Annotated in this window: 23 protein-coding genes; 8 read left to right on the top strand and 15 right to left on the bottom strand. The window is 63.1% G+C overall.

The window, feature by feature from the left end; all coding sequences use genetic code 11:
- Nucleotides 1-4: 4 nt before the first annotated feature.
- The 4 genes from NKI97_RS01350 to NKI97_RS01335 form a co-directional block, all read right to left on the bottom strand.
- Complete coding sequence (locus tag NKI97_RS01350; protein WP_352832302.1) at nt 5-2,257, bottom strand: transglycosylase domain-containing protein; 2,253 nt, start codon at nt 2,255-2,257, stop codon at nt 5-7.
- A 291-nt stretch (nt 2,258-2,548) separates the two neighbouring features.
- Entirely contained in the window at nt 2,549-2,800 is a 252-nt protein-coding gene (locus tag NKI97_RS01345) for a hypothetical protein (protein WP_352749827.1), read from the bottom strand.
- 202 nt (nt 2,801-3,002) lie between these two features.
- Entirely contained in the window at nt 3,003-3,623 is a 621-nt protein-coding gene (locus NKI97_RS01340; protein ID WP_352832299.1) for a ribonuclease D, read from the bottom strand.
- Between the two features lie 103 nt (nt 3,624-3,726).
- Complete coding sequence (locus NKI97_RS01335) at nt 3,727-5,112, bottom strand: M20/M25/M40 family metallo-hydrolase (RefSeq protein WP_352502637.1); 1,386 nt, start codon at nt 5,110-5,112, stop codon at nt 3,727-3,729.
- Between the two features lie 445 nt (nt 5,113-5,557).
- On the opposite strand from NKI97_RS01335, the gene polA reads away from it, so the two are divergent.
- Nucleotides 5,558-8,506, top strand: coding sequence for a DNA polymerase I (gene polA / locus NKI97_RS01330; protein ID WP_352448350.1), 2,949 nt, complete (start codon nt 5,558-5,560; stop codon nt 8,504-8,506).
- A 292-nt stretch (nt 8,507-8,798) separates the two neighbouring features.
- Nucleotides 8,799-9,080, top strand: coding sequence for a type II toxin-antitoxin system RelE/ParE family toxin (locus NKI97_RS01325; RefSeq protein WP_352448351.1), 282 nt, complete (start codon nt 8,799-8,801; stop codon nt 9,078-9,080).
- 67 nt (nt 9,081-9,147) lie between these two features.
- Here NKI97_RS01325 and NKI97_RS01320 read toward each other — a convergent pair whose 3' ends face one another.
- Nucleotides 9,148-9,552 (bottom strand): Fur family transcriptional regulator, encoded by a 405-nt coding sequence (locus NKI97_RS01320; RefSeq protein WP_023675234.1) that lies wholly within the window; start codon nt 9,550-9,552, stop codon nt 9,148-9,150.
- A gap of 211 nt (nt 9,553-9,763) precedes the next feature.
- Between NKI97_RS01320 and NKI97_RS01315 the strand changes: the two genes are divergently transcribed.
- The 3 genes from NKI97_RS01315 to NKI97_RS01305 all read left to right on the top strand — a co-directional run bounded on the left by NKI97_RS01315 (nt 9,764) and on the right by NKI97_RS01305 (nt 13,149).
- Complete coding sequence (locus NKI97_RS01315) at nt 9,764-11,965, top strand: caspase family protein (protein WP_352448352.1); 2,202 nt, start codon at nt 9,764-9,766, stop codon at nt 11,963-11,965.
- 102 nt (nt 11,966-12,067) lie between these two features.
- Nucleotides 12,068-12,448, top strand: coding sequence for a hypothetical protein (locus NKI97_RS01310; protein WP_352448353.1), 381 nt, complete (start codon nt 12,068-12,070; stop codon nt 12,446-12,448).
- Nucleotides 12,445-13,149 carry a DUF4760 domain-containing protein gene (locus NKI97_RS01305; RefSeq protein WP_352448354.1) on the top strand — a complete coding sequence of 235 codons (705 nt, stop codon included), beginning with the start codon at nt 12,445-12,447 and terminating at the stop codon, nt 13,147-13,149. Before NKI97_RS01310 ends, NKI97_RS01305 begins: the two co-directional genes overlap by 4 nt.
- Nucleotides 13,150-13,233: 84 nt before the next feature.
- Here NKI97_RS01305 and NKI97_RS01300 read toward each other — a convergent pair whose 3' ends face one another.
- Entirely contained in the window at nt 13,234-14,316 is a 1,083-nt protein-coding gene (locus tag NKI97_RS01300; RefSeq protein WP_352448355.1) for a trypsin-like serine peptidase, read from the bottom strand.
- Between the two features lie 391 nt (nt 14,317-14,707).
- Between NKI97_RS01300 and NKI97_RS01295 the strand changes: the two genes are divergently transcribed.
- Nucleotides 14,708-15,796, top strand: a complete 1,089-nt coding sequence (locus tag NKI97_RS01295; RefSeq protein WP_352832295.1) for a S1 family serine peptidase — start codon at nt 14,708-14,710, stop codon at nt 15,794-15,796.
- Nucleotides 15,797-15,864: 68 nt separating this feature from the next.
- On the opposite strand, the gene NKI97_RS01290 is transcribed toward NKI97_RS01295, so the two are convergent.
- Nucleotides 15,865-16,215, bottom strand: a complete 351-nt coding sequence (locus NKI97_RS01290) for a hypothetical protein (RefSeq protein ID WP_023675228.1) — start codon at nt 16,213-16,215, stop codon at nt 15,865-15,867.
- A 190-nt stretch (nt 16,216-16,405) separates the two neighbouring features.
- Here NKI97_RS01290 and NKI97_RS01285 point away from each other — a divergent pair, with 190 nt between their 5' ends.
- Entirely contained in the window at nt 16,406-16,702 is a 297-nt protein-coding gene (locus NKI97_RS01285) for a DUF2934 domain-containing protein (RefSeq protein ID WP_352456784.1), read from the top strand.
- A 47-nt stretch (nt 16,703-16,749) separates the two neighbouring features.
- Here the strand turns inward: NKI97_RS01285 and NKI97_RS01280 are convergent, their stop codons facing one another.
- The 8 genes from NKI97_RS01280 to NKI97_RS01245 all read right to left on the bottom strand — a co-directional run bounded on the left by NKI97_RS01280 (nt 16,750) and on the right by NKI97_RS01245 (nt 25,018).
- Nucleotides 16,750-17,442 carry a molybdate ABC transporter substrate-binding protein gene (locus NKI97_RS01280; RefSeq protein WP_352832292.1) on the bottom strand — a complete coding sequence of 231 codons (693 nt, stop codon included), beginning with the start codon at nt 17,440-17,442 and terminating at the stop codon, nt 16,750-16,752.
- Between the two features lie 117 nt (nt 17,443-17,559).
- Nucleotides 17,560-18,606 carry an L-glyceraldehyde 3-phosphate reductase gene (mgrA, locus tag NKI97_RS01275; protein ID WP_352832288.1) on the bottom strand — a complete coding sequence of 349 codons (1,047 nt, stop codon included), beginning with the start codon at nt 18,604-18,606 and terminating at the stop codon, nt 17,560-17,562.
- Between the two features lie 131 nt (nt 18,607-18,737).
- A complete protein-coding gene (locus NKI97_RS01270; RefSeq protein WP_352832285.1) occupies nt 18,738-19,886 on the bottom strand; it encodes a Gfo/Idh/MocA family protein in 1,149 nt (382 codons plus the stop codon).
- Nucleotides 19,887-19,898: 12 nt separating this feature from the next.
- The gene (locus tag NKI97_RS01265) at nt 19,899-20,645 is read right to left on the bottom strand and encodes a sugar phosphate isomerase/epimerase family protein (protein WP_352832282.1); all 747 of its coding nucleotides are present in this window, start codon (nt 20,643-20,645) and stop codon (nt 19,899-19,901) included.
- Between the two features lie 87 nt (nt 20,646-20,732).
- Nucleotides 20,733-21,845, bottom strand: coding sequence for an ABC transporter ATP-binding protein (locus NKI97_RS01260; protein ID WP_352448362.1), 1,113 nt, complete (start codon nt 21,843-21,845; stop codon nt 20,733-20,735).
- A 5-nt stretch (nt 21,846-21,850) separates the two neighbouring features.
- The gene (locus tag NKI97_RS01255) at nt 21,851-22,786 is read right to left on the bottom strand and encodes a carbohydrate ABC transporter permease (RefSeq protein ID WP_352832279.1); all 936 of its coding nucleotides are present in this window, start codon (nt 22,784-22,786) and stop codon (nt 21,851-21,853) included.
- A complete protein-coding gene (locus NKI97_RS01250) occupies nt 22,779-23,672 on the bottom strand; it encodes a carbohydrate ABC transporter permease (protein WP_352456791.1) in 894 nt (297 codons plus the stop codon). The genes NKI97_RS01255 and NKI97_RS01250 overlap by 8 nt, the downstream gene beginning before the upstream one ends.
- Before the next feature lie 107 nt (nt 23,673-23,779).
- Nucleotides 23,780-25,018, bottom strand: coding sequence for an ABC transporter substrate-binding protein (locus NKI97_RS01245; protein WP_352456792.1), 1,239 nt, complete (start codon nt 25,016-25,018; stop codon nt 23,780-23,782).
- A gap of 394 nt (nt 25,019-25,412) precedes the next feature.
- On the opposite strand from NKI97_RS01245, the gene NKI97_RS01240 reads away from it, so the two are divergent.
- Entirely contained in the window at nt 25,413-26,462 is a 1,050-nt protein-coding gene (locus tag NKI97_RS01240; protein WP_352616544.1) for a LacI family transcriptional regulator, read from the top strand.
- The last annotated feature ends 180 nt before the right edge of the window (nt 26,463-26,642 follow it).

The following is a 26,642-nucleotide window of genomic DNA, read 5'->3' as shown; positions in this document are numbered from 1 at the left end:
TTGTTCAGCCGCCTGTCAGGATGTCCAGGATCGACGTCTGCCGCTTCTTGACCGGGCCGCCGACATTGCCGGGCGGCACCGGGTGCTTGATCGATCCGGTGGCGCTGTCGACCCCCGGCATGGCCAAGTCGCCGGCATCGACCGTCTCGGCGGGACGCACGGGACGCGAAGCCGGCTGGGTAGCTGCTGCAGGCGGCGCCGATTGGCCAACGGAAGCGACCGGCGCCGGCGGCGCCGTATCGGACGGTATGTCGTCCGGGACGATGGTGTCGGGCGGCGTCGATTTCCAGGTTCCAGGCAGCGGCCGCACCGGCACGCCCTCATGTGCGGCGACCATGAACTCGTGCCAGGCCTGCGCCGGCAGTGCGCCGCCGGTGACCTTCTTCATCGCGCTGCCGTCATCGTTGCCGAACCAGACGCCGGTGGTCAGATTGGCGGTATAGCCGATGAACCAGGCGTCGCGCGAGTTCTGGCTGGTGCCGGTCTTGCCGGCCGCCGGCCAGGCGAACGCCGCCTTCCTGGCCGTGCCGATCTCGACCGTGCCGGTCATCATCGAGTTCATCATGCCGACGACATCGGGCTTGACGACGCGCGGCGCGCCGCCGCCATTGTTCTCGTAGAGCACCTTGCCGTCGCTCGTCGTGACGCGGCGGATGAAATGGATGTCCGGCTTGTAACCGCCATTGGCGAAGGGAACATAGGCCGAGGTCAGTTCCAGCGGCGTCACTTCCGAGGTGCCGAGCGCGATCGAAGTGTTGGCCGTCAGCTCGGACTGGATGCCCATGCGGTGCGCCGCCTCGACCACCGCATTCGGCCCGACTTCCATGGTCAGCTGCGCGGCCACCGAATTCAGCGATTTTGCCAACGCCGTCGCCAGCGTCACCTTGCCGAAATATTTGCCGCCGTAATTGTCGGGCGTCCAGTTGCCGATCTTGATCGGCGCGTCGTTGCGCACGCTGTCGGGCGTGCGGCCGGATTCCAGCGCCGCCATGTAGACGAACGGCTTGAACGCCGAGCCCGGCTGCCGGCGCGCTTCCGAGGCGCGGTCGAACTGGCTGGTCGAATAGTCGTAACCGCCGACCATCGCGCGCACCGCGCCGGAATTGTCGATCGACACCAGCGCGCCCTGGCTGACATTGAGTTTTTTGCCGCTCTGGTCGATCAGCCGGCGGATCGATTGCTCGGCGAGTTTCTGCAGCGTCAGATCGACGGTCGTGTCGACGACGATATCGCGGCGCACGTCGCCGATCAGGTCGGGCAGTTCTTCCATGATCGTATCGGCGACGTAGTTTTCCGAGCCGGTCCAGTAGGACGGCGCGCGCGTCGCCGGCGCGCTCATCGCCGTGGTCATCTCCTTGGCGCTGATCTTGCCCTCGTCGCGCATCGCGGCGAGCACCAGTTGCGAACGCTGTTCGGCGGCCTTCGGGTCGCGCGCCGGCGACAGCCGCGACGGCGCCTTGAGCAGGCCGGCGAGGAGTGCGGCCTCCGACAGCGTGACGTCGCGCGCGCTCTTGCCGAAATAGCGGCGCGAGGCCGCTTCGACACCATAGGCGCCAGAGCCGAAATAAACCCGATTGAGGTACATTTCGAGGATCTGGTCCTTCGTATGCTTGTGCTCCAGCCACAGCGCCAGCAGCACTTCCTGCACCTTGCGTTCCAGCGTGCGGTCCGGTGTCAGGAACAGGTTCTTGGCCAGTTGCTGGGTCAGCGTCGAGCCGCCCTGCGAAAAATGCCCGCCCAGCACATTGGTCACCATGGCCCGGGAAAGGCCGATCGGATCGATGCCGAAATGCGAATAGAAGCGGCGGTCTTCGATGGCGATGACGGCCTCGGGAATATAGGGCGACATTTCGTGCAGGCCGACGGCCTCGCCGCCGCTCATGCCGCGATTGCCAAGCAGCTGGCCGTCGACCGAGACGATCTTGATGTTGGGGGCGCGATCGGGAATGGCCCAGGTGGTGGCCGCCGGCATTTTCGCGCCGTAATAGACGACGATGCCGGCAGTGGCGATACCGCCCCAGATGGCCAGCACGAAGCACCAGTAGAACAGCCGAGCAAGCACGCCGAACACGCCGCGCCGGCTTTTGCCGCGCCCGCCGCGCGGCGGCTTGGCCTTGGACGATTTGCGCTTTGCAGCGGCTTTTCGGTGGCTCGGCACGACGCGGTCCTCCTCGCTTACCGAAAAACCGGCCGAGGATCTCGCCCCCGGCGATGCCTCGAAGCTGGGTTCGATGCGGCTGTCTTTCCGGTTCGCCATGCGCTGTGCTGTCTTCCCCATGCCTATGGCGTTGGGGTTGAAGACTAGATACGGCGGTTTAAAGGCGGGTTAAGTCGGGAAAAATCGAAATAAACTGTATTCAGTCGCTTGCCGAACGGCTGCGGCCCGCGACAGCGCCAAAGCCGGAAATGAAAAACCCGCCTCGGCGGGCGGGTCCTTGGAGCCAATGAGCACCACACCGAAATTAGTAGCATAGCTGCCGGCACAAAGCAAGAACAAAATGCGCGTTGCCTCAGAATAATCACTTCAGTTCGGCGGTTGCGACAACCCTCAGTCGTCGGCTTCCGCATCGTCGGAGGCCGGCCGCCAGCTGATCGGCTCGATCTTCCTTTGCGTATGGCCGTCCGTATAGGCCCACCAGCCAGCGTCGCTTTCGTCCCAGTCGCCGCCTGCCGCCTTCAGCCGGTCGAGCGAACGGTATTGCGCGATGCTCTCGTTCATCACGCCGTCGCTGTCCTGCCAGTAGACGGTGACCTTGGAGCCGTCCTTCGGTGCCGTTTCGATTGATTTTCGGGCAGCCATTTTCATTTCTCCCGGTGAAGCGAACGGAACGCCGGGACAAGCGTCTGGTTCCTGGCCGATGGCCTTTAGGAGAATTCGCTCCGGCGAGACATATGGCGTGGTTTTCGAGAACCGGAGCGCAGCGGACATTTGGGTCCGTGAGCACCGGAAGCGGAGAAAACTGTGCCAGATGGCCGCCGGAGTAGAATTATCATGAAGGCCATTAGCTGTGGGCGAAGATATCCTCCTCATCCCAGCCCATCAGGTCGAGTTTCGCACGCGTCGGCAGGAAGCGGAAGCAGGCATCGGCTTCCCTGGTCCGGTTGTCGCGCGCCAGCCGCGCGCTCAGCACGTCGCGCAGCCGGTGCAGGTAGAGCACGTCGGAGGCGGCATATTCGAGCTGCTCGGGCGACAGTATCTCGGCCGCCCAGTCCGACGATTGCTGCGCCTTCGACAGGCCGACCCCGAGAAGCTCGAAGCAGATGTCCTTGAGCCCGTGCCGGTCGGTGTAGGTTCGCGTCAGCCGCGACGCGATCTTGGTGCAGAACACCGGCTCCGGCATGACGCCGAAGGCATTGTAGAGCACGGCAAGGTCGAAGCGGCCGTAATGGAACAGCTTGGTGATGCTGCGGTTCTTGAGCAGGCTGACGAGGTTCGGCGCCTTCTTCTGGCCGGGCGCGATCTGGATGACGTCGGCCGAGCCGTCGCCCGGCGAGATCTGCACGACGCAGAGCCGGTCGCGATGCGGGTTCAGCCCCAGCGTCTCGGTGTCGATGGCGACCGCCCCGACATCGTAATGCAGCAGGCCGGGCAGATCGTTTTTGTGGAAACGTATGTCGCTCATCGTCTTCTCCGGTCGCGGCCCCGTGCAGCGATGCGCGACAGACCTTGCCCGTCCTTGCCGCGATCCGGCGAAAAATCAACATAAACTTGAGTCTGGCGCAATTTCAGCGTGTCAGCGCCTCGAGAATGCGCGCCCAGGAGCGCTGGCCCTTGTGGAAGGAGCTCATCTCGTACTTCTCGTTCGGCGAGTGGATGCGGTCGTCGTCGAGGCCGAAACCGACCAGCAGCGATTCCATGCCGAGATAGGTCTGGAAATCGCCGACCACCGGGATCGAGCCGCCGCTGCCGGTCACCACCGCCGGCTTCGGCCATTCGTCGGACAGCGCCTGCTTGGCCTTGGCGAGGAAGGGCGAGTCGTAGGACAGCTGGATCGCCGGCGAGCCGCCATGCGGATGAAATTCGACCGAGCAGTCCGCTGGCACGCGCTCTCTGACGAATGCCTGGAAGGCGGCGCGGATTTTTTCCGGATCCTGTTTGTGGACGAGGCGGAAGGAGACTTTCGCCGAGGCTTGCGCGGCGATCACCGTCTTGAAGCCCTTGCCGGTATAGCCGCCGATAATGCCGTTGAACTCGGCCGTCGGTCGCGCCCAGGTCAGCTCGAGCACCGAGCGGCCCTTTTCGCCGGACGGAATCGACAGGCCGATCGGGCCGAGGAAGGTCTCGGCGGTCTCGCCGAGCGACAGCCACGACTGCAATATCTGCGACGGCGTTTCCTCGACGCCGTCATAAAAACCCGGGATGGTGACGTGACCATCGGCATCGTGGATGTCGGCCAGGATCTTTGCCAGGATGCGGATCGGATTGGCGGCCGCACCGCCATAGAGCCCGGAATGCAGGTCGCGGTCGGCGGCAGTCACCGTGATCTCCTCGCCGACCAGCCCGCGCAGCGAGACGCAGATCGACGGCGTATCGCGGTCCCACATGCCGGTGTCGCAGACCAGCGCGAAATCGGCCTTGAGCTCATCCGCATTCGCCTCGAGAAACGGCTTCAGCGACGGCGATCCGGACTCCTCCTCGCCCTCGAACAGGATTGTGATTCGGCACGGCAATCCGCCATGCACCTGCTTCCACGCGCGGCAGGCCTCGACGAAGGTCATCAGCTGGCCCTTGTCGTCGGCCGCGCCGCGGCCGGTGATCACCTTGTGGCCGGGCTCGATCTCCTTGACCGCCGGCGCGAACGGGTCGCTTTCCCACAGCTCGATCGGATCGACCGGCTGGACGTCGTAATGGCCGTAAAACAGCAGATGCGGCGCGCCCGCCGGCCCGTCGTGATGCGCGACCACCATCGGATGCCCCGGCGTGTCGCGCACGCTGGCGTCGAAGCCGATCAGCTTGAGCTCGGCGACCAGCCATTCGGCTGCCTTGCGGCAGTCGGCGGCGTAGTCCGGATCGGTGGAGATCGACTTGATGCCGAGCAGGCCGAACAGCCGTTCGAGGCTCTGGTCGAAATTCTTGTCGAGGCGGTCGAGAACAGGGGAAACTGCGGACATCTGGCGGGGCTTTCGATTCTGGCGGCGAATCTAGAGCCCATACGGCGAAACGGAAAGCCCGCGACCGTTGGGCCACAGCTTCCTGTCCAAAGGCAAAAAAATGCCGCCGTGGTGGAGGGGAACCACGGCGGCCTTTACTCGAAACGATGCGGCAGCCCGGAGAGGGGGGATAGGCTGCCGCAAGTGTCCGGGATAGGCGGGGGACGGGCCTTGCTCCGGACTTCGGCGAAAACTGCCGATGGCGTTTATCTGTGTCTGCGAACGTGGCGATTCAAGGGCACAAAAATTACACTTTTGTAACATAGGCGTGAGCGAACAAAGCTCCGGCCAAGCCGGCAGGGCCGGCCAAGCTCGCACGCCATTTTGTCAGGGTGTTGCCGGAACCCTTGGCGCAAGCCGCCTTTGGCATGGACCGCGGCGCTGCGCCGCGCTATTCCCTCGTGCCATGAAAAAAGGCGATCATCTCTTCCTTGTCGACGGCTCCGGCTACATCTTCCGTGCCTATCACGCGCTGCCGCCGCTGTCCCGCAAGTCCGACGGGCTGCCAACCAGTGCCGTGCTCGGCTTCTGCAACATGGTCTGGAAGCTGACGCAGGACGCCCGCAACACCGATGTCGGCATCGTGCCGACGCATTTCGCCGTGATTTTCGACTATTCGTCGAAGACCTTCCGCAACGACCTCTACCCCGAATACAAGGCCAACCGCTCGGCGCCGCCGGAAGATTTGATCCCGCAATTCGGCCTGATCCGCCAGGCGACCAGGGCCTTCAACCTGCCATGCCTTGAGACGGAAGGCTACGAGGCCGACGATTTGATCGCCACCTATTGCCGGCTTGCCTGCGAAGCCGGCGCCGACACCACCATCATCTCTTCCGACAAGGACCTGATGCAACTGGTCGGCCCAACGGTTGCCATGTACGACCCGATGAAGGACCGCCAGATCGGCGTTCCCGAGGTGATCGAGAAATGGGGCGTGCCGCCACAGAAAATGATCGACCTGCAGGCGCTGACCGGCGATTCGGTCGACAATGTGCCGGGCGTGCCCGGCATCGGGCCGAAGACGGCAGCGCAATTGCTCGAACAGTTCGGCGACCTCGACACGCTGCTCGCCCGCGCCGGCGAGATCAAGCAGGACAAGCGGCGCGAATCGATCATCGCCAATGCCGACAAGGCACGCATTTCGCGTGACCTGGTGAGGCTGAAGAACGACGTGCCGGTGACCGAAGGGCTTGACGAATTCGTATTGCATGCGCCGGACGGCCCCAGGCTGATCGGCTTCCTCAAGACCATGGAATTCTCGACGCTGACCCGCCGCGTGGCCGAAGCGACCGGAACCGACGCCGGCGACGTTCCAGCCACCCCCGTCACCATAGAGCGTGCCGATACCGCGCATGGCCCCGATATGGGTTTTGGCGTGCCCGCGGCCGCCGAGAGCGCACCGCCGTCGGACGAAGCGGCACTCGAAGCTCCGGCCGCAGCCAAGCAAGGCGACACCCCATCCCTGCTTTCGGCGCTTCGCCTGGAGGCTGCCACCGCCCGCAAGATCGACACCGGCGCCTACGCCTGCATCCGCGACGCCGCGACGCTGAAGGCCTGGATCGCCGAGGCGATGGAGAGAGGCATTGTCGCCTTCGACGTTAAGACGTCCTCGCCCGATCCGATGCGGGCAGAACTGATCGGCCTTGCCATGGCCGTCGCGCCTGGCCACGCCGCCTACGTGCCGCTTGCCCACAAAAACGGCAATGGCGACCTGCTCGGCGGCGGCGCGGTCGAAAACCAGGTCCCGGTCCGCGACGCGCTGGCGTTGCTCAAGCCGCTGCTCGAGGACAAATCCGTCCTCAAGATCGTGCACGACATGAAATACCGCCTTGTCGTCATGAGCCGTCACGGCATCGAGGTCGGCCCCTATGACGACACCATGCTGATCTCCTACGTGCTCGAGGCCGGCACCCACGGTGGCCATGGCCTGGAGGCGCTGGCCGATAAATGGCTCGGCCACGCGACCATTCCGCTGAAGGAACTGGCCGGTTCGGGAAGAAGCTTCGTCGGCCTCGATCAGGCCGACCTCGGCAAGGCGACGGCTTACGGCGCCGAGCACGCCGACGTCGCGCTCAGGCTCTGGCAGGTGCTGAAGCCACGGCTTGCCGCCAAGGGCCTGGTCTCGGTCTATGAACGGCTGGAACGGCCGCTGGTGCCGGTATTGGCGCGGATGGAACAGCGCGGCATCTCCGTCGACCGGCAGATCCTGTCGCGGCTCTCCGGCGAACTGGCACAGGGTGCCGCACGGCTTGAGGACGAAATCTACCAGCTGGTCGGCGAACGCATCAACATCGGCTCGCCAAAACAGCTCGGCGACATCCTGTTCGGCAGGATGGGTCTGCCCGGCGGTTCAAAAACCAAGACCGGCCAGTGGTCGACCTCGGCGCAGCTTCTCGAAGACCTCGCCGCCGAAGGCCACGAATTGCCGCGCAAGATCGTCGACTGGCGCCAGCTGACCAAGCTGAAATCGACCTATACCGATGCGCTGCCCGGCTTCATCCATCCCGACACCAAGCGCGTCCACACCTCCTACGCGCTTGCCGCGACGACGACCGGGCGGCTGTCGTCCTCGGATCCCAATCTGCAGAACATTCCGGTGCGCACCGTCGAGGGTCGAAAGATCAGGACGGCCTTCATCGCGGACAAGGGCAACAAGCTGGTTTCCGCCGACTACAGCCAGATCGAATTGCGCGTGCTCGCCCACGTCGCCGAAATCCCGCAGCTCAAGCAGGCCTTCGCCGACGGCGCCGACATCCATGCCATCACCGCGTCTGAAATGTTCAACGTGCCGGTCGAGGGCATGCCTTCGGAAGTGCGCCGCCGTGCCAAGGCGATCAATTTCGGCATCATCTACGGCATTTCGGCCTTTGGCCTCGCCAACCAGCTGTCGATCGCGCGCGAGGAAGCCGGCGACTACATCAAGAAATATTTCGAGCGCTTTCCCGGCATCCGCGACTATATCGATGCGACCAAGGCCTATGCCCGCGAGCACGGCTTCGTCGAGACCATTTTCGGCCGCCGCATCCACTATCCGGAAATCAGATCGTCAAATCCTTCGGTCCGGGCGTTCAACGAGCGCGCCTCGATCAACGCACGCCTGCAGGGCACCGCCGCCGACATCATCCGCCGCGCCATGATCCGTATGGACGAGGCGCTGGAAAAAGCCAGGCTTTCCGCCCGCATGCTGCTGCAGGTGCATGACGAACTGGTCTTCGAGACGGTCGAAGCCGAGGTCGAGGCGACGATCCCGGTCGTCTGCCACGTCATGGAGAACGCCGCCATGCCGGCGGTGTCGATGTCGGTGCCGCTGCACGTCGACGCCCGCGCCGCCAACAACTGGGAAGAGGCGCATTAAGGCGGGCCACAGAGCCATGTTCGGTTCAAGGTTCACGAGCAGCAGCGGTATGCTATAGTGCCCGTATGATCACCAAGGCACTTGAGAATCTGGTAAGGCATGCGGAAGCTTGGCCTCGCGAAGACCAGGAGGAGCTTGCTGATTACGCCCGCGTCATCGAGGCGCGGCGGACTGGCGTGTATGCGATGTCGGAATCAGAGCGCAGCGCGGTCACAGCGGGCCTAGCAGAGGCCGATCACGGCACTTTCGTAGATGAGGATACCGTTCGCGCGGCCGACACCCGCCGCAGGCTATGAAGGTCCGATTTACGCGGCAAGCCTTTGCCGAACGCGAGGCGATTTTCAACTACCTCGAAGAGCGGGCGCCTCAGGGCGCCCTTTCAGTCATTTCTCGGATCCACGCTGGGATTTCGCGACTTGCCGAATTTCCCGAAAGCGGTCACGCGACCGACATCCCTGGCGTTCGCGTCCTCTTCATAGGCCGCTACCCTTATAAGGTCTTCTATCGTGCCCGTGCCGACGCAATTGAGATCCTGCACATCCGGCATACCTCAAGGAGACCCTTTCCCTACTGAGCCGATCCGGGAACACCCGGCGAGGGCTCGGAAAACCTTGCTCCGCCTTCGCCGCGTTGCTCCGGCCTCAAGCCGCCTCGGCCAAACACTTCGCACATGTCCCACGAAACTCGATCACCGCCTTCTTGGCGGCGAAGCCGGTCGAGCGCACCCATTCGTCGAGCCGGTGGCCGACATCATGGTCGGAGAACTCGGTCACCTGGCCGCAGGTGTCGCAGATGGCAAACGCCGTCATCGAATGGCTGTGGTCGTGCGGCTCGGCACAGGCGACGAAGGAATTGAGGCTTTCGAGCCTGTGCACGAAGCCGGATTTCACCAGCGTGTCGAGCGCCCGGTAGACCTGCAGCGGCGCGCGAAAACCGCGCTCGCGCAGTTGGTCGAGCAACGTATAGGCGCTGAGCGGGCCGCTGGCGGCCTCGAGCTTCTCGAGAACGCAAAGCTGGTTCTTCGTCAGTACATCCCTTGCCGCCATGATCCTGTTCCAAGCCGCTCCGTGCCGATCGCTGCCATTTCGCAAGCAGTCGGACCTCTTCCACTGAGATAGCGACGAACTGCCATTTTTGCTACTGTTTCTATTCGCAGCCGGTGGTCGGCTGGCCGGCGGCGCCATATTCAAAATACTGACAAAATCCTCGGCCAGGCTGGCCGTGCTTGGAAATTCGATCGGGCTTGGGGAAGCAATCATGATCAAAGTGACGCGGCGGACGCTGCTTGCCGGCACGTCCGCGCTGGCCGCTGCCGGCCTGGTGCCGTTTCGGGCATTCGCAGCGGCGCGCACCTACCATGCGCTGCTTGTTGCCTGCACCGATTATCCGAACCTGCCGAAGAAAAACTGGCTGATCGGACCGAAAAACGATGCCGGCCTGGTGCGCGATTACCTCCTGGGGAACACGCCCGCGCCGGTAAAATTCCTGGCCGAAAACGCCACGCTGCTCGCCAAGGATGTCGAAGGCGCCAACGGACCGCCGACACATGCGGCGATCAAGGCGGCGTTGGCCGATCTTGCCGCCAAGGTCCAGCGCGACGATTTCGTCTACCTGCATTTGTCCGGTCACGGCGCGCAGCAGCCGGCAGCGAACAAGGGCGACGAGACGGACGGCCTCGACGAGATTTTCTTGCCGTCCGACATCGACAAATGGGTCAACCGCGAAAAGGGCGTGCCCAATGCGCTGGTCGACAACGAGATCGGCACCGCGCTCGACGCTATTCGCGACAAGGGCGCCTTTATCTGGGCCGTGTTCGACTGCTGCCATTCCGGCACGGCGACGCGCGCCGCCGAGGTCGACGACGAGTTGGAACGCAAGGTCGAGTTCGCCGATCTGGTCGGCGGCGACGACGCTGCCAGGGCGGCTGCGGTGAGAGCCTATGACGAGATTGCGTCGGCCGCGCCGCGCGGCTTTGACGAGGACGGGCAGCGCAAGCCGGCCTTCAAGCTGACGCCGACCGGCGCCGAGCCGACCACCAAGGGCAAATTGGTCGCCTTCTACGCGGCGCAGACGGTGGAGACGACGCCCGAGATGCCGCTGCCCAAGGGCACGGCCGATGCGCCGCGTTTCGGGCTGTTCACCTTCACCATCCTGTCGAAACTGGCCGAGAACCCCAACATCACCTATCGCCAGCTCGGCCAGGCCGTGCTGCAGCAATATTCGGCGGACGGACGCACCCGGCCAACGCCGCTGTTCGAGGGAGAACTCGACGCACGCGTCTTCGGCACCGACAAGACCGAGGCGGTCATGCAATGGCCGATCGTCATCGAGAACGACAAAGCCACGATCGGCGCCGGGTTGCTGCATCGCCTCACCCCCGGCAGCAGGCTCGCAATATTGCCGTCGGCGCTGTCGCCGCTGTCCGAGGCGCTTGGCTATCTCCAGGTGCAGTCGGCGAAAAACCTGGAAAGCCGGGTCAAGCCGGTCGAGTTCGGCGGCAAGCCGGCGCTCAAGCTGGCCGACATCCCCGCCAATGCCTATGCGCGACTGGCCGAGCTCGCCGTCGACTACAAGCTCGTGGTCGCGCGGCCGGCAGCGGCCAAAGGCCTCGAGAAAGTGGCCGCGCTGGCGAACTCGGTTCTCGACGAACTGGCGGCCAGGGAGAGCTCAGGGTTCCACATCGCGCTGGTCGAGCCGGGCAAGAGCGCAGATCTGCGTCTCGCAGTGCTGCGCGAGAACGCCATTACCGGCGCCGCAGAAGATGCCACCGACGCGCCGGCGCTGTGGTTCCTGCCGACTTCGGGCGACATGACGCTCAAGGGCGGCAGCAAGCCGCCGTCGATCGTCATTCATCCGGACGGCCGCGAAAAGTTGATCGAGGCCGCCGCAGGGAATCTGACGAAAATCTTCCGCGCCATCGGACTGTCGAGGCTGGCCGCCGCTTCCGATTATCGGCCGGAAGAGGTCAGCGTCGAGTTCCGGATCAAGCGTTTTGACAGCGACACGCTGCAGCCGATCGAACCGTCGACGGTGCCGCGTGTTTCGCCCGACGATCAGGTCCACGTCCTGGCCAGGAACGGTTCGACCAACCTGATCGACATCAACGTGCTCTATGTCGGCTCCGACTATTCCATCCAGCATTTTCTTGCCGAGCGCCTGACCGAAGGCGCCGTGCTCGAGGAAGGCCTGTTCAAATTCACCGACACCAGCTTCGGCATGGAGCGGATGATCGCCGTCTTGACCGAGGCGCCGCCGCAGAGCGAGAAGCAGGATCTGAGCTTCCTGGCGCAAGAGGGGGTTGTCTCGGTAACGCGGGGACTGGGACAGCCAAGCTTCGCCGACATGCTGGCCGATATCGGCATGGCGCCGGCGACGCGTTCGGCCATGCGGCTCACCGACGACAAGGGATCGAAGGGCGCCGTGATGATCTTCCCGATGGAGACGGTGCCGCGCGCCTGAGGCGCGGTCAGGTGCCCGGCCGGGCCTCTTGCCTAATCGGCTGATAATGAACATTCTTCGACCGCCGCTGTCGGCGGCCGAACGGAACGGATGAGGGCGTTCGTGGACAGGATCGTATTTTCGTGGCGCGCAACAACCGCCGGCCTTGTCGCCGGGCTGTTGCTGGCCGCGAATGCTTCGGCGGACGAGGTTTGCGGCCTCTGCGCCAAGGAGGTCGTCATCAATTCCGAACTGGCGAGCTGCTTTCTCGACCAGTACGACCAGATCGCCAAAACCGGCAACGCCGCCGTCGTGGTCGATCTCAGCAGTTGCACCTCACGCGGCGTGGTCGAACCATTGCCGTCGCCGAGCAAGGCGCAGGTGGCGCCTGACGTGCAGTTCATCGTTTCGCGGGCGCAGCTGGATTGCCTGAAGAAGAAGCTGGAGACGCCGGGCATCGTGCTCGACCCGTCCGCCACCATAGAACTGGACAGCTGCGGATGACGAAAGCGGGGGGCAACGCAACGCAGCAGGCAGTGACGGCGCCGGTACCGCAAAAGAAGCCGGTGTCGCTGCCGGAAACCGTCGAAGGCCTGCCGTGGGTGAGCAATCACGAGGTCAAGAAGGAGGCGAACCCATTCACCGATCGCGACTGGCGCATGCTCGTCTATGCCTGGTCCGGATTGCTGGTGCGCCTGGCGATCATCTTCACCTTGATCTTTTCGGTCTACCAGTTCCTGGCGAACCAGGAGCAGAAGCGCGTCGAGCAAACGATGTCGCTGGTCGAGCTCTGGGAAAGCAAGGATTACCAGCAGGCGCAACGGGCCCTCAAGCAACGCCTGGCGGCGCTCAACGCCAAATACGGCAATCTGCTCAGTGCCAATCCGACGCCGACCGAGGAACAGGTGTTCAGGCAGCGCATCGGCATCGAAGCGATGAGCGCAACCGGCGGCGACATGCCGCTTGCCGAGTTCAGCGACAATTTCGACCGCATCGTCTATTTCCTCAACCGCCTTTCCTTCTGCGTCGAAGGCAGGCTGTGCTCGCGTGAGGTCGCCGACTCCTATTTCCGCGACTATGCCGCTTCGTTCTGGAGCTATTTTGCCGGCTATATCGACAAGGAGCGCAAGGCCGGTTCACCGACTTTCGCCCAGCCGATCGAGAACTATGTCCGCCAGGCGCCACCCTCGGCCCAGTCCAGATAATTCCCGAAAATGCGAAAGCCGGCGACGGAAATGCTCCGCCGCCGGCCGGTTTTCCGCGACGATCGCGGCGGAAACTCTGCAGGCCTATTTGTACAGGCTGTTGATCCACTGGACGTTGATGGCGTTCAGGCGCACGGCTGTGTTGGCATCCGGGCTCTCGGCCACGTTCACGCCGGTGATGACGCGCTGCTTGGAGCCATTGTCATAGGCGTAGACCGAGCTGCCGCTCGATCCTGGATAGGTGTCGCAGTCGTACTGGAAATACTCGGTGGCGATGTGTTCGGCGAGCACTTCGCAGGTCGCCTTCCACATCGTGCCCATCGGCTTGTCGCCGGGATAGCCGACGATGTTAGCGGTGAAGTCGCCAAGATCCACGTAATTGGCATAGCCCAGCCAGCCGAGATTGGTGCCGACATCCTGTTTCAGGGTGACGATGCCGAGATCCCACGGCACGACCGAGCCGTAAAAGCCCTGGTAATTGTCGATGAAGCCCTGGACGATATAGGCGCTTTCATAGGTGAAGGCGCCGAACGGTGCGTCGTCGGCAGTCTTGCCGTTGAGAGCCGGCACGAACAGGATATCGTCCAGCCAGGCCTTGTCTTCGTGGCTGTAGAGGCAGTGCGCCGCGGTGAGCACCGTGCGCGGGCCGATCAGCGTCGCCGAGCAGCTGCCATAGCTGCCGCTCTTCGATTTGCCTTCGAGATAGCCGATCGCGGTGAACGGGTAGGTTTTGGTATTCTTGATCTGCTCGCGGTCGTCCGTCCCGAACACCTGGCGGCCGGCCTCTTCGCCTCCGCTCAGCCCGGAATTCTCGGACTTCTGTCCCTCGGCGGGCGCGTTCATTTCCTTGATGACAAGGTCCTTCAGCGTCTCGTTCGGGTCGATCTTGATGTTCTTGCCATCGGCGGAGCGGCCGACGATGCCATAGGATTTGACCGCCGTTGCTTCGTCGGTGAGCGGCGCGGCGCGGTTGGCCTCGTCGTCGGTCAATTTCGGCGGGGCGATCGGTTTCGCCCGGCCGGGCTTGTAATCGCCCGATGTTACATCCCGCATGCTTTCGCCGTTGCCGGCATTGGCGGAACCTGGATCGGCAGCCAAGGCAGGAACCGCCCACATTGCGGTGGAAAGCAACGCGGACGCAATAATGCACTGTGTCAGTTTTGTCATGGTGAGACTCTCCCAAAAGTCAGCAAGAACTGGATCAAGATACAGAAATATTGTCGAGATCGTGGTGGCGCAGAAAAATGAAATTGGTTACAGGTGCCTTTACCGGGCCATTATTCAGTGCAGCCAGTTTAGGTCCCCGCCAAAAATGCCTGCAACGGTATACTGCCTAAAATAATCCAACATTGGCAACGACAAATTGCTTCCACATAGCCCGTGGGGGGCTATAGGATTTTGGGCGGGTTTGGCTCGACAGCACGACTAGCAGAAATGGTGCTCGGCTTTGTGACGGATCGTGCTTCGCCGTGGAGCATGATCTCACCGGCCGGTTCCATTTCAGTGGATCATGCGTCGGCGACTGACCTGTCGGGAACATCGTCTCAGGGGGTTCGAGGTGAAGATCATCCATAGGTTCAGACCGATTGCCGCCGCTGCGCTGCTCGGCATCGCGGCGGCCTTGCCAGCCGTCAATTCCGTTCATGCCACGGACGCGGCCGCCCGGCCCGAGGCGGCGATCTCGCCGATGAAACGCGTAGCCGAGGCCAGGGCCAAGGCCAAGGCGGAGAACCCCGACGGCGCCGATCGCGTCTACGGCGGCAAAGAGGCCGAGAAGGGCGCTTACCCGTTCCAGGTGGCATTGCTGACCACCGGCAAACTGGACAAAAGCCTGGCCTCGCAGGCGAATGCGCAGTTCTGCGGCGGCAGCCTGATCGCGCCGCAATGGGTGCTGACGGCGGCGCACTGCCTCAATGACGACGGCGAGCCGATTTCGCCTGATATGGTCACCGTGCTCACCGGCGCCACCGATCTCAGCGAGGGCAAGCGCTACAAGGCGGCGGAGATCGTCGTCAACGAGGGCTATAGCGAGCAGACGCTGGACAACGATGTCGGCTTGATCCGGCTGGCCGCGCCGGCCGATGCCCCGACCATCAAAATTGCCCGTGAGCCGACACCGGACACCGGTAAGACGACGGTCACCGGTTGGGGCAAGATGCAGGACGGAACGTTTCCCACCGCGCTGATGGTCGCCGACCTGGACCTCCAGCCGAACGCAACCTGCAACAGTGGCATCAAGGCGATTTATGCGCATGATTTGAAGGCAGCGCTCGGCGAGCTCGCCCGCCGCATGCGTTACTCGGAAAGGGGCATCGAGGCGGCCGCCAACGCGATTGCAGCTGACATGGCCGATCCGCTGACCGCCAACATGATCTGCGCCGGCACCGCAAGCGGCGAGCGCGACGCCTGCAACGGCGACAGCGGCGGACCGCTGTTCATGACCGGCGCCGATGGTCCGGTGCAGGTCGGCGTCGTCAGTTGGGGCGAAGGTCCGGCCGACGGCGGCACCGCCTGCGGCCACAAGAACGCCTACGGCATCTACACGCGGCTGGCGAATTACACCGGCTGGATCGAGGAGAAGATGAGGACGGCAGCTCCCGCAGCGCCCAAAGCCCTCGGCACGGCGCAGAAGCCCGCCACGCCCTGACCGGTGTCATTTGCTGAATGACGGCGGGAGCAATCCCGCCGTTTCTGCCCGGAACCTTTAGGTTGGGACTAAAACCAGCGATCGCGGCGCTGGTCTGTGGCGGCCAAGGCGAGGCCCAGTAGCGCCCCTACGGCCGCTCCGAGTATGAAGGCGGACGATATTGTGCCGGGATTCTCCTGGACAACCCCGGACACTGTCTGCGCCCTGTTGCGCAGGGCTTGTGCCGTCCGCGAGGCGCGCTCAGCAGCGTTGCCATACCAATCGCCGGCGTCCTCGATCGCCTCTTCCGCGCGTTCCGCCAAGGTTCGGTTGATCTTGTTGATCTCGCGCCTCAGCTGCGCGACCTGCTTCTCCAGGGCTTCCTGAGCTTCACGTTGAGTCATCTTCGGTGCTGCGGATTCGTTCGGTTCGTCGGCCATTGTAATCTCCTTTGCTCAGGCTCGGCTCAACGGCCGGCCCACTGTGCAGGTTCCTCCGCAAAACGCGTATGTCCGGTGTTTGTTCGATGAGAGACCGGCTTTTGTCCGGCATGTCTGCGAATTCGGCATCAACATCGGATCGTTCCGGCGCTCCCCGCGTTGGTGAAAACGCCACAAGGGAGGAACCGTCATGGACGACGATCGGCATGAAAAGATTCGGCAGCGAGCCTATGAAATCTGGATGCGCGAGGGCCGCCCGGATGGCGCGCATGAGCGTCATTGGCAGCAGGCGAAGCAAGAGCTTGGCCTCGACGACGCGGACGTTCCGGCGGGAACGATCGCCAGTTCCGACGTTCTGACGGTCGAGGCACTGGCGATGCGCACCGGGATAACCGGTGATCAGGCGCAAGAGCTGATCGACAGGCTTGGCAACGACAGGGCGACGCTGGAGGAAGCCGCGCGGAACCTCAAGGCAGCCGAAAGTTAGAGCGTGTTTGAGAAGGGGATTCCCAGCGCTGCTTATCAAGCACGCTCTTAGCGGCGCTCGACACCCCTTGCCGCCAGCATGTCATCAACGGCTGCCGACATCAGAAATGCCGACAGCTGCTTGGCAGCTTCTGCGTCCGTCGAATCGGCGCTGATGCCAATGGCGAAGTCGACGTAACTTTGGAGTTCTGCAGGAAACCGACCGACAAGCACGACCTCGGGAATGGCGGCGAGAATCGAAGTCACGGGAACGACCCCCAACTCGGCTTCCCCACGGCCCACGGCCGGCGCTGTCTGCCCTCCTGCTATGGCCACCAGCTTGGGCTTCACCTCATCCGCTATCCCCAAACGTTCCAGCAAACCGGAGAAGTAGCCACCGCTGGTTCCTTCACTGGCGTAGGCAATCGATCTGGCGCTCTTCAACGCCTGTTCGAACGCTTCCACGGACCCGATGTCGAGCGGTCGACTGCCTGCCTTGGCCGCCACCCCCATTGCTATCCGGCCAAACGCCACCTGGCTCCCCGCCTTGACCTTTCCCGAGGCAGTCAGATCCTGAACCAGGTCCGGATTGGTGATGACGAGGTCAAAAGCTTCCCCAGCTTCAATCTGCTTCTTTACTGTCGGATTGAGCTCCCACCTGACCGCAACTGTGAATCCCGTGGCCGTTTCGAACCGGGGTATGAGAGCTAGGATGGCGGGGCGGACCGCAATAGCGCCAAAAAGCCGGATTTCCTGATTCATCGCCTAACCCCGAATCGGACGAAACGACCTTCTTGCAATACCCATCCAGCTGCCCGGCCATTCTATGCTCAGCGTCCCGGAAGCCGTCGCCCTTCGGCCACCGGATGCCGTCATCGCCTACTTCCTCGGCGGCCCCTTGCGCTCGGCCGATGCCGCCCAGAGATTGATATCCGACTCGCGGGCAAAGGTGTCGATCTCGGCGAGTTCGGCATCGCTGAAGTCGAGCGCCTTCAGCGCGCTGACGCAATCCTCGACCTGTTCCGGCCGGCTGGCGCCGATCAGCGCCGATGTGACCCTGCCCCGGCGCAGCACCCAGGCCAACGCCATCTGCGCCAGCGTCTGGCCGCGGCGACGGGCGATGACGTTCAGCGCCTCGATATTGGCGATCGACTTGTCGTTGATGAATGCCGGGCGCAGCGACTTGCCCTGGCTGGCGCGGCTGCCATCGGGGATGCCGCCGAGATATTTGTCGGTCAGCATGCCTTGCGCCAGCGGCGAGAACACGATCGAGCCGACACCAAGCCCCTCCAGCGTATCGAGCAGGCCATCATCCTCGACCCAGCGGTTGAGCATCGAATAGCTCGGCTGATGGATCACGCAAGGCGTGCCGAGCTGCTTCAATATGTCGGCGGCCTCGCGGGTGCGCTGGGAATTATAGGAGGAAATGCCGGCATAGAGCGCCTTGCCCGAGCGCACCGCGTGATCGAGCGCGCCCATCGTCTCTTCCAGCGGGGTGTCGGGGTCGAAGCGGTGGGAATAGAAGATGTCGACATAGTCGAGCCCCATCCGCTTCAGGCTCTGGTCGAGGCTGGCCAGGACATATTTGCGGCCGCCCCATTCGCCGTAAGGCCCTGCCCACATTTCGTAGCCAGCCTTGGTCGAGATGATCAGCTCGTCGCGATAACCGGCAAAGTCCGTCCGCAGGATCTCGCCGAACGCCCGCTCCGCCGAGCCGGGCGGCGGGCCGTAATTGTTGGCGAGATCGAAATGCGTAATGCCGAGATCGAACGCCTTGCGCGCGATCGCCTGCTTGGTTCTATGCGGCGTGTCGTTGCCGAAATTGTGCCACAGCCCAAGCGAGATCGCCGGCAGCTTCAGGCCGGACCGCCCGCAGCGATTGTAGACCATCTTGTCGTAGCGGTTTTCGGCGGGAACATACGGCATGGGAAATCCTCATATCGAAACGAGCCGACAGCTGCCGCCGCGACAGTGGGGCAAGTCGACTCCGGCCCACCCTTAGCCTCTCCCCGCGCAAACGGGGAGAGGCTTTTTGCGGTGCTTGGGAGGTGCGCCGCCTACTTGGTTTTCTTCTTCGCCAGCAGCTCCTTCGCCGCCTTGACGCCGAGTGCCGCGGGCCGCTCGCAGCTGGTCTGCATGGCGACGAACTTTCCGGTCTCGCCCGAACGCAACAGGCCGGTCATGACGTCGACGGCATGCAGCGCCAGTTCCATCGAGCAGCGGTGCGGCCGGCCTTCCCTGATCGCGATCGCCATGTCGGCCAAACCGGCGGTGCGGTAGTTGGCCATCATGCCTTGCGAATGCATCTCGTTGGGCACGCCGAACGGATGCGGCCATTTCGGCAGCTTCTTCACCGGTTTGGCGGCTTCGGTGTAGCGCACTTCGCCGCCGAAGAAGTTCGGATCCGGCACGAACACCGTGCCCGCCTCGCCATAGAGTTCCATCGGCGCGTGGCCATGGCTCCAGACATCCCAGCTGGTGTTGAGCGTCACCATGGCGCCGTTCTCGAATTCCAGCACGCCGTGGATCGTCGTCGGCGTGGAGACCGGGATCTTTTCGCCGGCGCGCGGCTTCGAGCTGATGATGCGTTCCGTCATCGGGATCGAAGCGAAGGCGGCGACCTGCTTCACCGGCCCGATCAGCTGGATCAGGTTGGTGATGTAATACGGTCCGATATCGAGCACCGGCCCGGCGCCCGGCTGGAAGAAGAAGTCCGGATTGGGGTGCCAATGCTCCATGCCATGGCTCATCACATGACAGGTGCCGCTGGTGATCCTGCCGAGCCTGCCGGTGTCGATCAGGTCGCGGACAAGCTGGTGCGCGCCGCCGAGGAAGGTGTCGGGCGCCGAACCGATGCGCAGCCCCTTGCTTTCCGCCCGTTTCTTCAGGTCGAGCCCTTCCTTGACCGACAGCACGAAGGGCTTCTCCGAATAGACGTGCTTGCCGGCGTCGAGGATCTGCTTCGACACCTCGTAATGCACCGCCGGAATGGTCAGGTTGACGATGATGTCGATATCGTCGGCCTTGAGCAGCCCCTCGACGGTCTCGGCGCGCAGCTTGAACTCTTTTGCCCGCGCTTTCGCCGCTTCCATGTTGATGTCGGCGCAGGCGCGCATCTCGATGCCGCGAAACAGCGGCGCCAGCGAGAAATACGCCTTCGAGATGTTGCCGCAGCCGATGACGCCGATGCCAAGTTTTGTTGTCATGCTGATGTGCTCCTAATAGGTCTTGGCGGCTGCGATCGAGCGGCGGGCGAAGCGCTCGATGTCGTTGGGATTGTCCTGTTCCATGACGTAGTATTTTGCGGCGCTTTTGGCGCGTAGCGCCTTGATCAGGCCGGGCCAGTCGATGGTGCCGTGGCCGACGTCGGACCAGCCGTCCTCGTCGAGGCCCTCGCCCGGCTTGGCCAAGTCCTTGACATGGACGGCGACGATGCGCTTGCCGTGCTTCTCTATCCAGGGCAGCGGATCGACGCCGCCGCGCACCACCCAGGCGACGTCCATCTCCCAGCCGATGTCGGGCGCGGAAGACAGGATATGGTCCTGCGGCACCGAGCCGTCGGCAAGCGCCTTGAATTCGAAATCATGATTGTGCCACGCAAAGCCATAGCCGGCTTTCCTGGCCGTCTCGCCGATCTTGGCCAGGCGTTCGCCGAAGCCGCGCCAGCCGGCTGTGTCGGCCGGCCTGAACTCGGCATTCAGGAACGGGCAGATGAGCAGCGTGATGCCGAGCGCGTCGGCCGTCCTGCGCACGCCGTCGAAATCCTTCTCGAGCGCGTCGATCGAGAAATGCCCGGTCGGCATGGCGAGCCCGTTCTTGTCGAGCTCGGCACGAAACGCCTTGGGATCGTCATAGACGCCGCCGAACCCTTCGACTTGGCTGTAACCAAGCTCCCCCAGCATCTTGAGCACGCCCTCCCAGGGTTGGAAATTGCGGGCGCTGTAAAGTTGGAATGACCAGTTCATCGTCTCTGTCCGTTTTCTTGTGGATGGTTAGTTTTGGGGGGATGAGTCTTGCGGGAGTGGAAGAGTCTTGGGAGGCTAAATCATGCTCTAGAGGCGGTTACCTGTGGCGGCGTCGAAAAGCGAGGCGCGCATCGGGTCAAAACCGATGCCGACCGCCTCGGCGTTGTTTGGCGTGCGCTCGGCTGTCACCCGCACCGTGAAATTCTGGCCGGCGAGCTTCAGCCAGACCAGCGTGTCGGAACCCATGGGCTCGACGACCTCGACATTTGCCGTGGCTGCGAACGGCCATCCCGTGCCGCTGTTGAACGCCACGTGCTCTGGGCGGATGCCGAACACGGCCGGCCCTGGCACCGGGTCCTTCTCGAAAGCATAGGTGGCAAGCGGTATCCGCACATCCTCGGCGACGAAGTGCCAGTCGCCTGCCGCTTGCTCCAGTCTGCCGTCGAGGAAGTTCATTGCCGGCGAGCCGAGGAAGCCGGCGACAAACCGGTTGACCGGCCGGTTATAGATGGTCTGCGGCGCATCGAGCTGCTGGATGACGCCGCCCTTCATCACCGCGATACGGTCGGCCAACGTCATCGCCTCGATCTGGTCGTGGGTGACGTAGATCATGGTGTTCTCGAGCTTGCGATGCAGCAGCTTGATTTCGACGCGCAATTCCGCGCGCAGCTTGGCGTCGAGGTTGGAGAGCGGTTCGTCGAACAGAAAGACATCGACGTCACGCACAAGTGCGCGCCCGATCGCCACGCGCTGGCGCTGGCCGCCGGACAGCGCCGCCGGCTTGCGATGCAAAAGCGGTTCGATCTGCAGGATCTCGGCGGCCCGGGCGATGCGTTTGGCGATCTCGTCCTTGGCGAGGCCGGCAACGCGCAGCCCGAACGACAGGTTCTTCTCCACCGTCATCTGCGGATAGAGCGCGTAGGACTGGAACACCATGCCGATGCCGCGATCCTTGGGCTCTTCCCAGGTGACGTTCTTGCCCTTGATGAAGATGCGGCCTTCGGAAACGTCGAGCAGCCCGGCAATGCAGTTGAGCAAGGTCGACTTGCCGCAGCCGGACGGGCCGAGCAGCACGATGAATTCGCCTTCGGCAACATCGAGGTTGAGCGTCTGCAGCACCGATATCGCACCGAAATTCAGCGACAGGTTCTGGATCGAGACGCTGGTGCCGTTTGCCGCAATGCTGCCGTTTGCGTTCATCGCCATCATCCTTTCACCGCGCCGGCGGCGATGCCGCGCACAAACAATTTTCCGGACAGGAAATAGACGATCAGCGGCACCAGGCCGGTCAGGATGGTGGCTGCCATGTTGACGTTGTATTCCTTCACGCCTTGCACCGAGTTGACGATGTTGTTGAGCTGCACCGTCATCGGATAGGTGTCGGGGCGGGTGTAGACGACGCCGAACAGGAAGTCGTTCCAGATGCCGGTCACCTGCAGGATGATGGCGACGACGAAGATCGGCAGCGACATCGGCAGCATGATGCGGAAATAAATGCCCCAGAAGCCGGCGCCGTCGACACGCGCTGCCCGGAACAGCTCCTCCGGCATGGAGGTAAAGTAGTTGCGGAACAACAGTGTGAGGATCGGCATGCCGAAGATGGAATGGACGATCACCAGGCCGCTGAGGCTGCCGTAAAGGCCGACTTCGCGCAGGATGATGACGATCGGATAGATCATCACCTGATAGGGGATGAAGGCGCCGACGATCAGGATGATGAAGAAGGTGTCGGCACCTTTGAAGCGCCAGTTGGCAAGCGCATAGCCGTTCACCGAGGCGAGCGCGATCGACAGGATCACCGACGGGATGGTGATGCGCACCGAATTCCAGAAGCCACGCGACAGCCCGTCGCAGTTGAGCCCGGTGCAGGCGCTCGACCAGGCCTTGACCCAGGGCTCGAAGGTGATCTCCATCGGCGGCGAGAAGATGTTGCCGAGGCGTATCTCGGGCATGCCTTTGAGCGATGTCACCACCATCACGTAGAGCGGCAAAAGATAGTAGAGCGCAACCACGATCAGCGTGCCGTAGAGGAAGATGTTGCGGCGCGAGAACATATGCCGCGGCTTCGGTCCGCTCGGCCCGTAGGTTTCGAGCCCGCCGGCGCCGGCAATGGCGGGCAATGAAACGGCTTGGTCAGACACGCTTCTTGCCTCCGAACTCGAGATAGGCCCACGGCACGATAACGATGATCACCGACAGCAGCATCATCGTCGAGGCGGCGAACCCCTGACCGAGGTTCTGGGCGAAGAACATATAATCATAGACATATTTGGCCGGGACTTCGGAGGCGATGCCGGGCCCGCCGCTGGTCTGGGCGACAACCAGGTCATAGATCTTGACGATACCGGCAGCGATGATGACGAGCGTGGTGATGAAGACCGGCCGCATCATCGGTATGATGATGAACAGATAGGTCTTCCAGGTCGGTATCCCGTCGACCCGCGCGGCCTTCCAGATATCCTCGTCGATGCCGCGCAGGCCGGCCAGCATCAGGCACATGATGAGCCCGGTGCCCTGCCAGAGAGCGGCGATCAATATGCCGTAGATGACGATGCTGGAATCATAGAGCGGATTGAAGCTGAAGCTCTCCCAGCCGAGGCTGCGCACCACTCCCTGGATCCCGAACTCGGGGTTGAGCAACCACTGCCAGACGAGGCCGGTGACGATGAAGGACAGGGCGAAGGGATAGAGGAAGATGGTCCGGAACGTGTCCTCGAACCGGATCTTCTGGTCGAGCAGGGCGGCAAGCAGGAAGCCGATCACCAGCGAGAACAGCAGCGACAGCACGCCGTAGATCAGCAGGTTCTCGATCGAGACCAGCCAGCGCGGCACCGACCACAGCCGGTAGTACTGGTCGAGCCCGACGAAATTCAGCCGTGGCAGGAGCTTCGAACTGGTGAAGGAATAAAGCACCGTCCACGCGCTGCCGCCGACAAAGATCACCAGCGCTGTGAGGATCATTGGGATCGAGGCGATCTTCGCATTGAGGTTGCGAAAGAGTTGGCTAGGGCGTTCGCTCTTGCTCATCTGCACAGCCGCTTTGGATCGGGTAAGGGCCGGAGGGTCAAGAGGCCTTGACCCGAGCTCCCGACCCTGCGTTTGCAGGGGCGGGAGTAAGGCGGTCGGTCGATCGCTCAATCGGCCGAACCGACAATGGCGGCGAAGCGCTTCTGCGCATCTTCCACGGTCATGTCCTGCTTGGCGAAGAACTCGGAGAAAAGATCCTCCTTCTGCTTCTGCGTATCCTGAGAAAGCAGCTGGTCGGTCCAGGGCATGACATTGCCCTTGGCGAGAATTTCGAGCCCCTTCTTCATGCAGTCGTTCGCCGCCTTGAGGTCGACGTCGCCGCGCACCGGCAGCGAACCTTTCTTGAGATTGAAGGCGACCTGCGTCTTGGGATCGAGCAGCGTGTGGGCCAGCACTTCCTGTGCCTTCGATTTTTCGGGATCCTTCAGCAGCGGGAAGTAGAAAGCGTCGCCGCCGGTGGCGATGACCTCGTTGAGACCGAGGCCCGGAAGGCAAGTATAGTCCTTGCCGGCGGTCTGGCCGGCAACCTGGAACTCGCCCTGCGCCCAGTCACCCATGATCTGGCCGCCGGCCTTGCCGGTGATGACCAGATTGGTGGCCTGGTTCCAGTCCTGCACATTGGTGTTCTTGGCCATCTTGCGGGCGTCGTCCGCGGCCTTGAAGACCTTGGCGACCTCGGGCCCAGCGGCGAATTCCGCGTCCTTGTCCTTGTAGACCTTGAGGAAGGCGTCGGTGCCGCCGACCGCCGCAAGCAGCACGTCGAAAGCGCCGGAGGCCTGCCAGGGCTGGCCGCCGACCGCTAGCGGCTGGATGCCTGCCTTTTCAAGCGCGGGCGCCGCAGCGACATATTCATTCCAGTTCTTCGGCACCGGCACGCCGGCTTTTTCGAAGGCCGCGTTCGACAGCCATAGCCACTGCCAGGAGTGGATATTGACGGGCACGCAATAGATCTTGCCGTCGAGGGTACAGCCGTCGAGCAGGCTCTTCGGCTGCACGATTTCCGTCCACTTTTCCTTGGTGGCGAGATCGGTGAGGTCGCGCATCAGCCCGGCCTGCACCAATTCTTCCGCCTGCCGGCCGTGATTGAACTGGGTCGCGCCCATCGGGTCACCGCCGGTGATGCGGCTGATCATGATCGGCCGCGCCGTGCCGCCGGAGCCGGCGATGGCGCCGTCAACCCAGTGATTGCCGGTTGCGTCGAAAGCCTTGGCGAGTTCGGCGACCGCTGCCGCCTCGCCGCCGGAGGTCCACCAATGGGTGACTTCCAGATCCGTCGCGGCCGCCGGGCCGGCAAATTGCAGCGCGACCGTCGCAGCCAGCGCAGCAGTCATGAGTTGGTATCGCATTTCGTTCCTCCCAGAATCTGAAACGTTACAGATTTTCGATACGGCAATTGCTTGAGGCGCGCAACCCCTCAGGCGAAGGTGGCATCAAGTTTTTTCGAAGCGCGAATAAAATCGCGCGGCTCGTCGGTCTACCGCATCGCAACAAGAGGGGTTGCACTGCAAAATGCAATGCTGCGACGCCAGAAAACCGGAAAAGCTCCTTCTGTCGCTCTTTTTTGCACCGACCGGAGTGCCGCTCGTTTTGCGCCTGTCACCAGTGATATCGCCACGGCAGTGACAATCTGTAACGTTTCAGTATATAGCGGTCTCATTCGGTGAAGGCCCGCGGCGTACCCGCGGCCCGCCGATTGCCGGCCTGCCCGGCAACTGCTATGCGCCTGACGGGGCGGGATGAATGAACAGGCATCAAAAAGAGAAGGCCGACGAAGCGTCGGGCCGGGGCCGGCCGACACTGAAGACGCTCGCCTTCATGACCGGGCTGGGCGTCACCACCGTGTCGCGCGCGCTGAAGGATGCGCCCGAGATCGGCGCCGAGACCAGGCGGCGCGTCCAGCTTGTCGCCAAGCAGATCGGTTATCGGCCCAACCGTGCCGGCGTCCGCCTGCGCACCGGCAAGACCAATGTCATCAGCCTGGTGCTCAACACCGAGCACGAGATCATGAGCTTTGTCTCGGATATCATCTACGGCGTTTCCGAAGTCATTGCCGACACGCCCTACCATTTGATCGTGACACCCTACTCGCGCTCGCAGGATCCGCTCGACCCGATCCGCTACCTCGTGGAAACCGGTTCAGCCGACGGCGTCATCATTTCGCGCACGCAGCCGAACGATCCGAGGGCCCGTTATATGCTGGAGCGCGGCATCCCCTTTGCCACGCATGGCCGCACCGATATGGGGCTGATCCATCCCTATCATGATTTCGACAATTACGCTTTCGCAGCCGAGGCAGTGCGCCATCTGGCCGGCCTCGGCCGCCGCCGCCTGGCTCTGTTGGCACCGCCGGTCGAGCTGACCTATCACGGCCACACGCTCGCAGGCTTTGCCGATGCGCTGAGCGAGGTCGGCGCCAGCGAGATTCCGTTCAACACCGTTTCGATCGATCATTCGATCGAGCAGATCAGAATGCGGACGGCGCAGCTGATGCGCCGCGAAAGCCGCCCGGACGGTTTCATCAGCAGCGCCGCCGCCGCGACGCTCGCCATCGTCGCCGGCATCGAAGACGCCGGCCTCAAGCTTGGCCGCGATGTCGATGTGGTGTCCAAACAATCGTCGGAGCTTCTGCACCTGTTTCGCAGCGAATTGCTGGTCGTCAACGAGAACTTCCGACTGGCCGGCGCCGAACTCGCCCGCTCGGTGCTGGGCTGGATCGGCGGCGCCGCACCCGGCACCCTGCAAAGCCTGAGCGAGCCGGGCGAAGTCCAGGCCTATCGCCGTCCCGAGTAGAGCGGGATATGTTCAAATTGAGCTGGGCATCCGGCTCCATCTATTTGTCTTAGCGCATTTCTGCGACGCCAAATGATTCCACTTGGCTGAAAAATGCGCGCTGCTGACTGGCAGCCTTGGGGCCGTGAGCTGACTGGCAGCTTGCGGCAGAGGATGTCATTGAATCGGACCTCCACCGTT

It is taken from the genome of Mesorhizobium sp. M0296, from assembly GCF_040321675.1.
Classification (GTDB): domain Bacteria; phylum Pseudomonadota; class Alphaproteobacteria; order Rhizobiales; family Rhizobiaceae; genus Mesorhizobium.
This window is presented reverse-complemented; position numbering and strand designations above follow the sequence as displayed.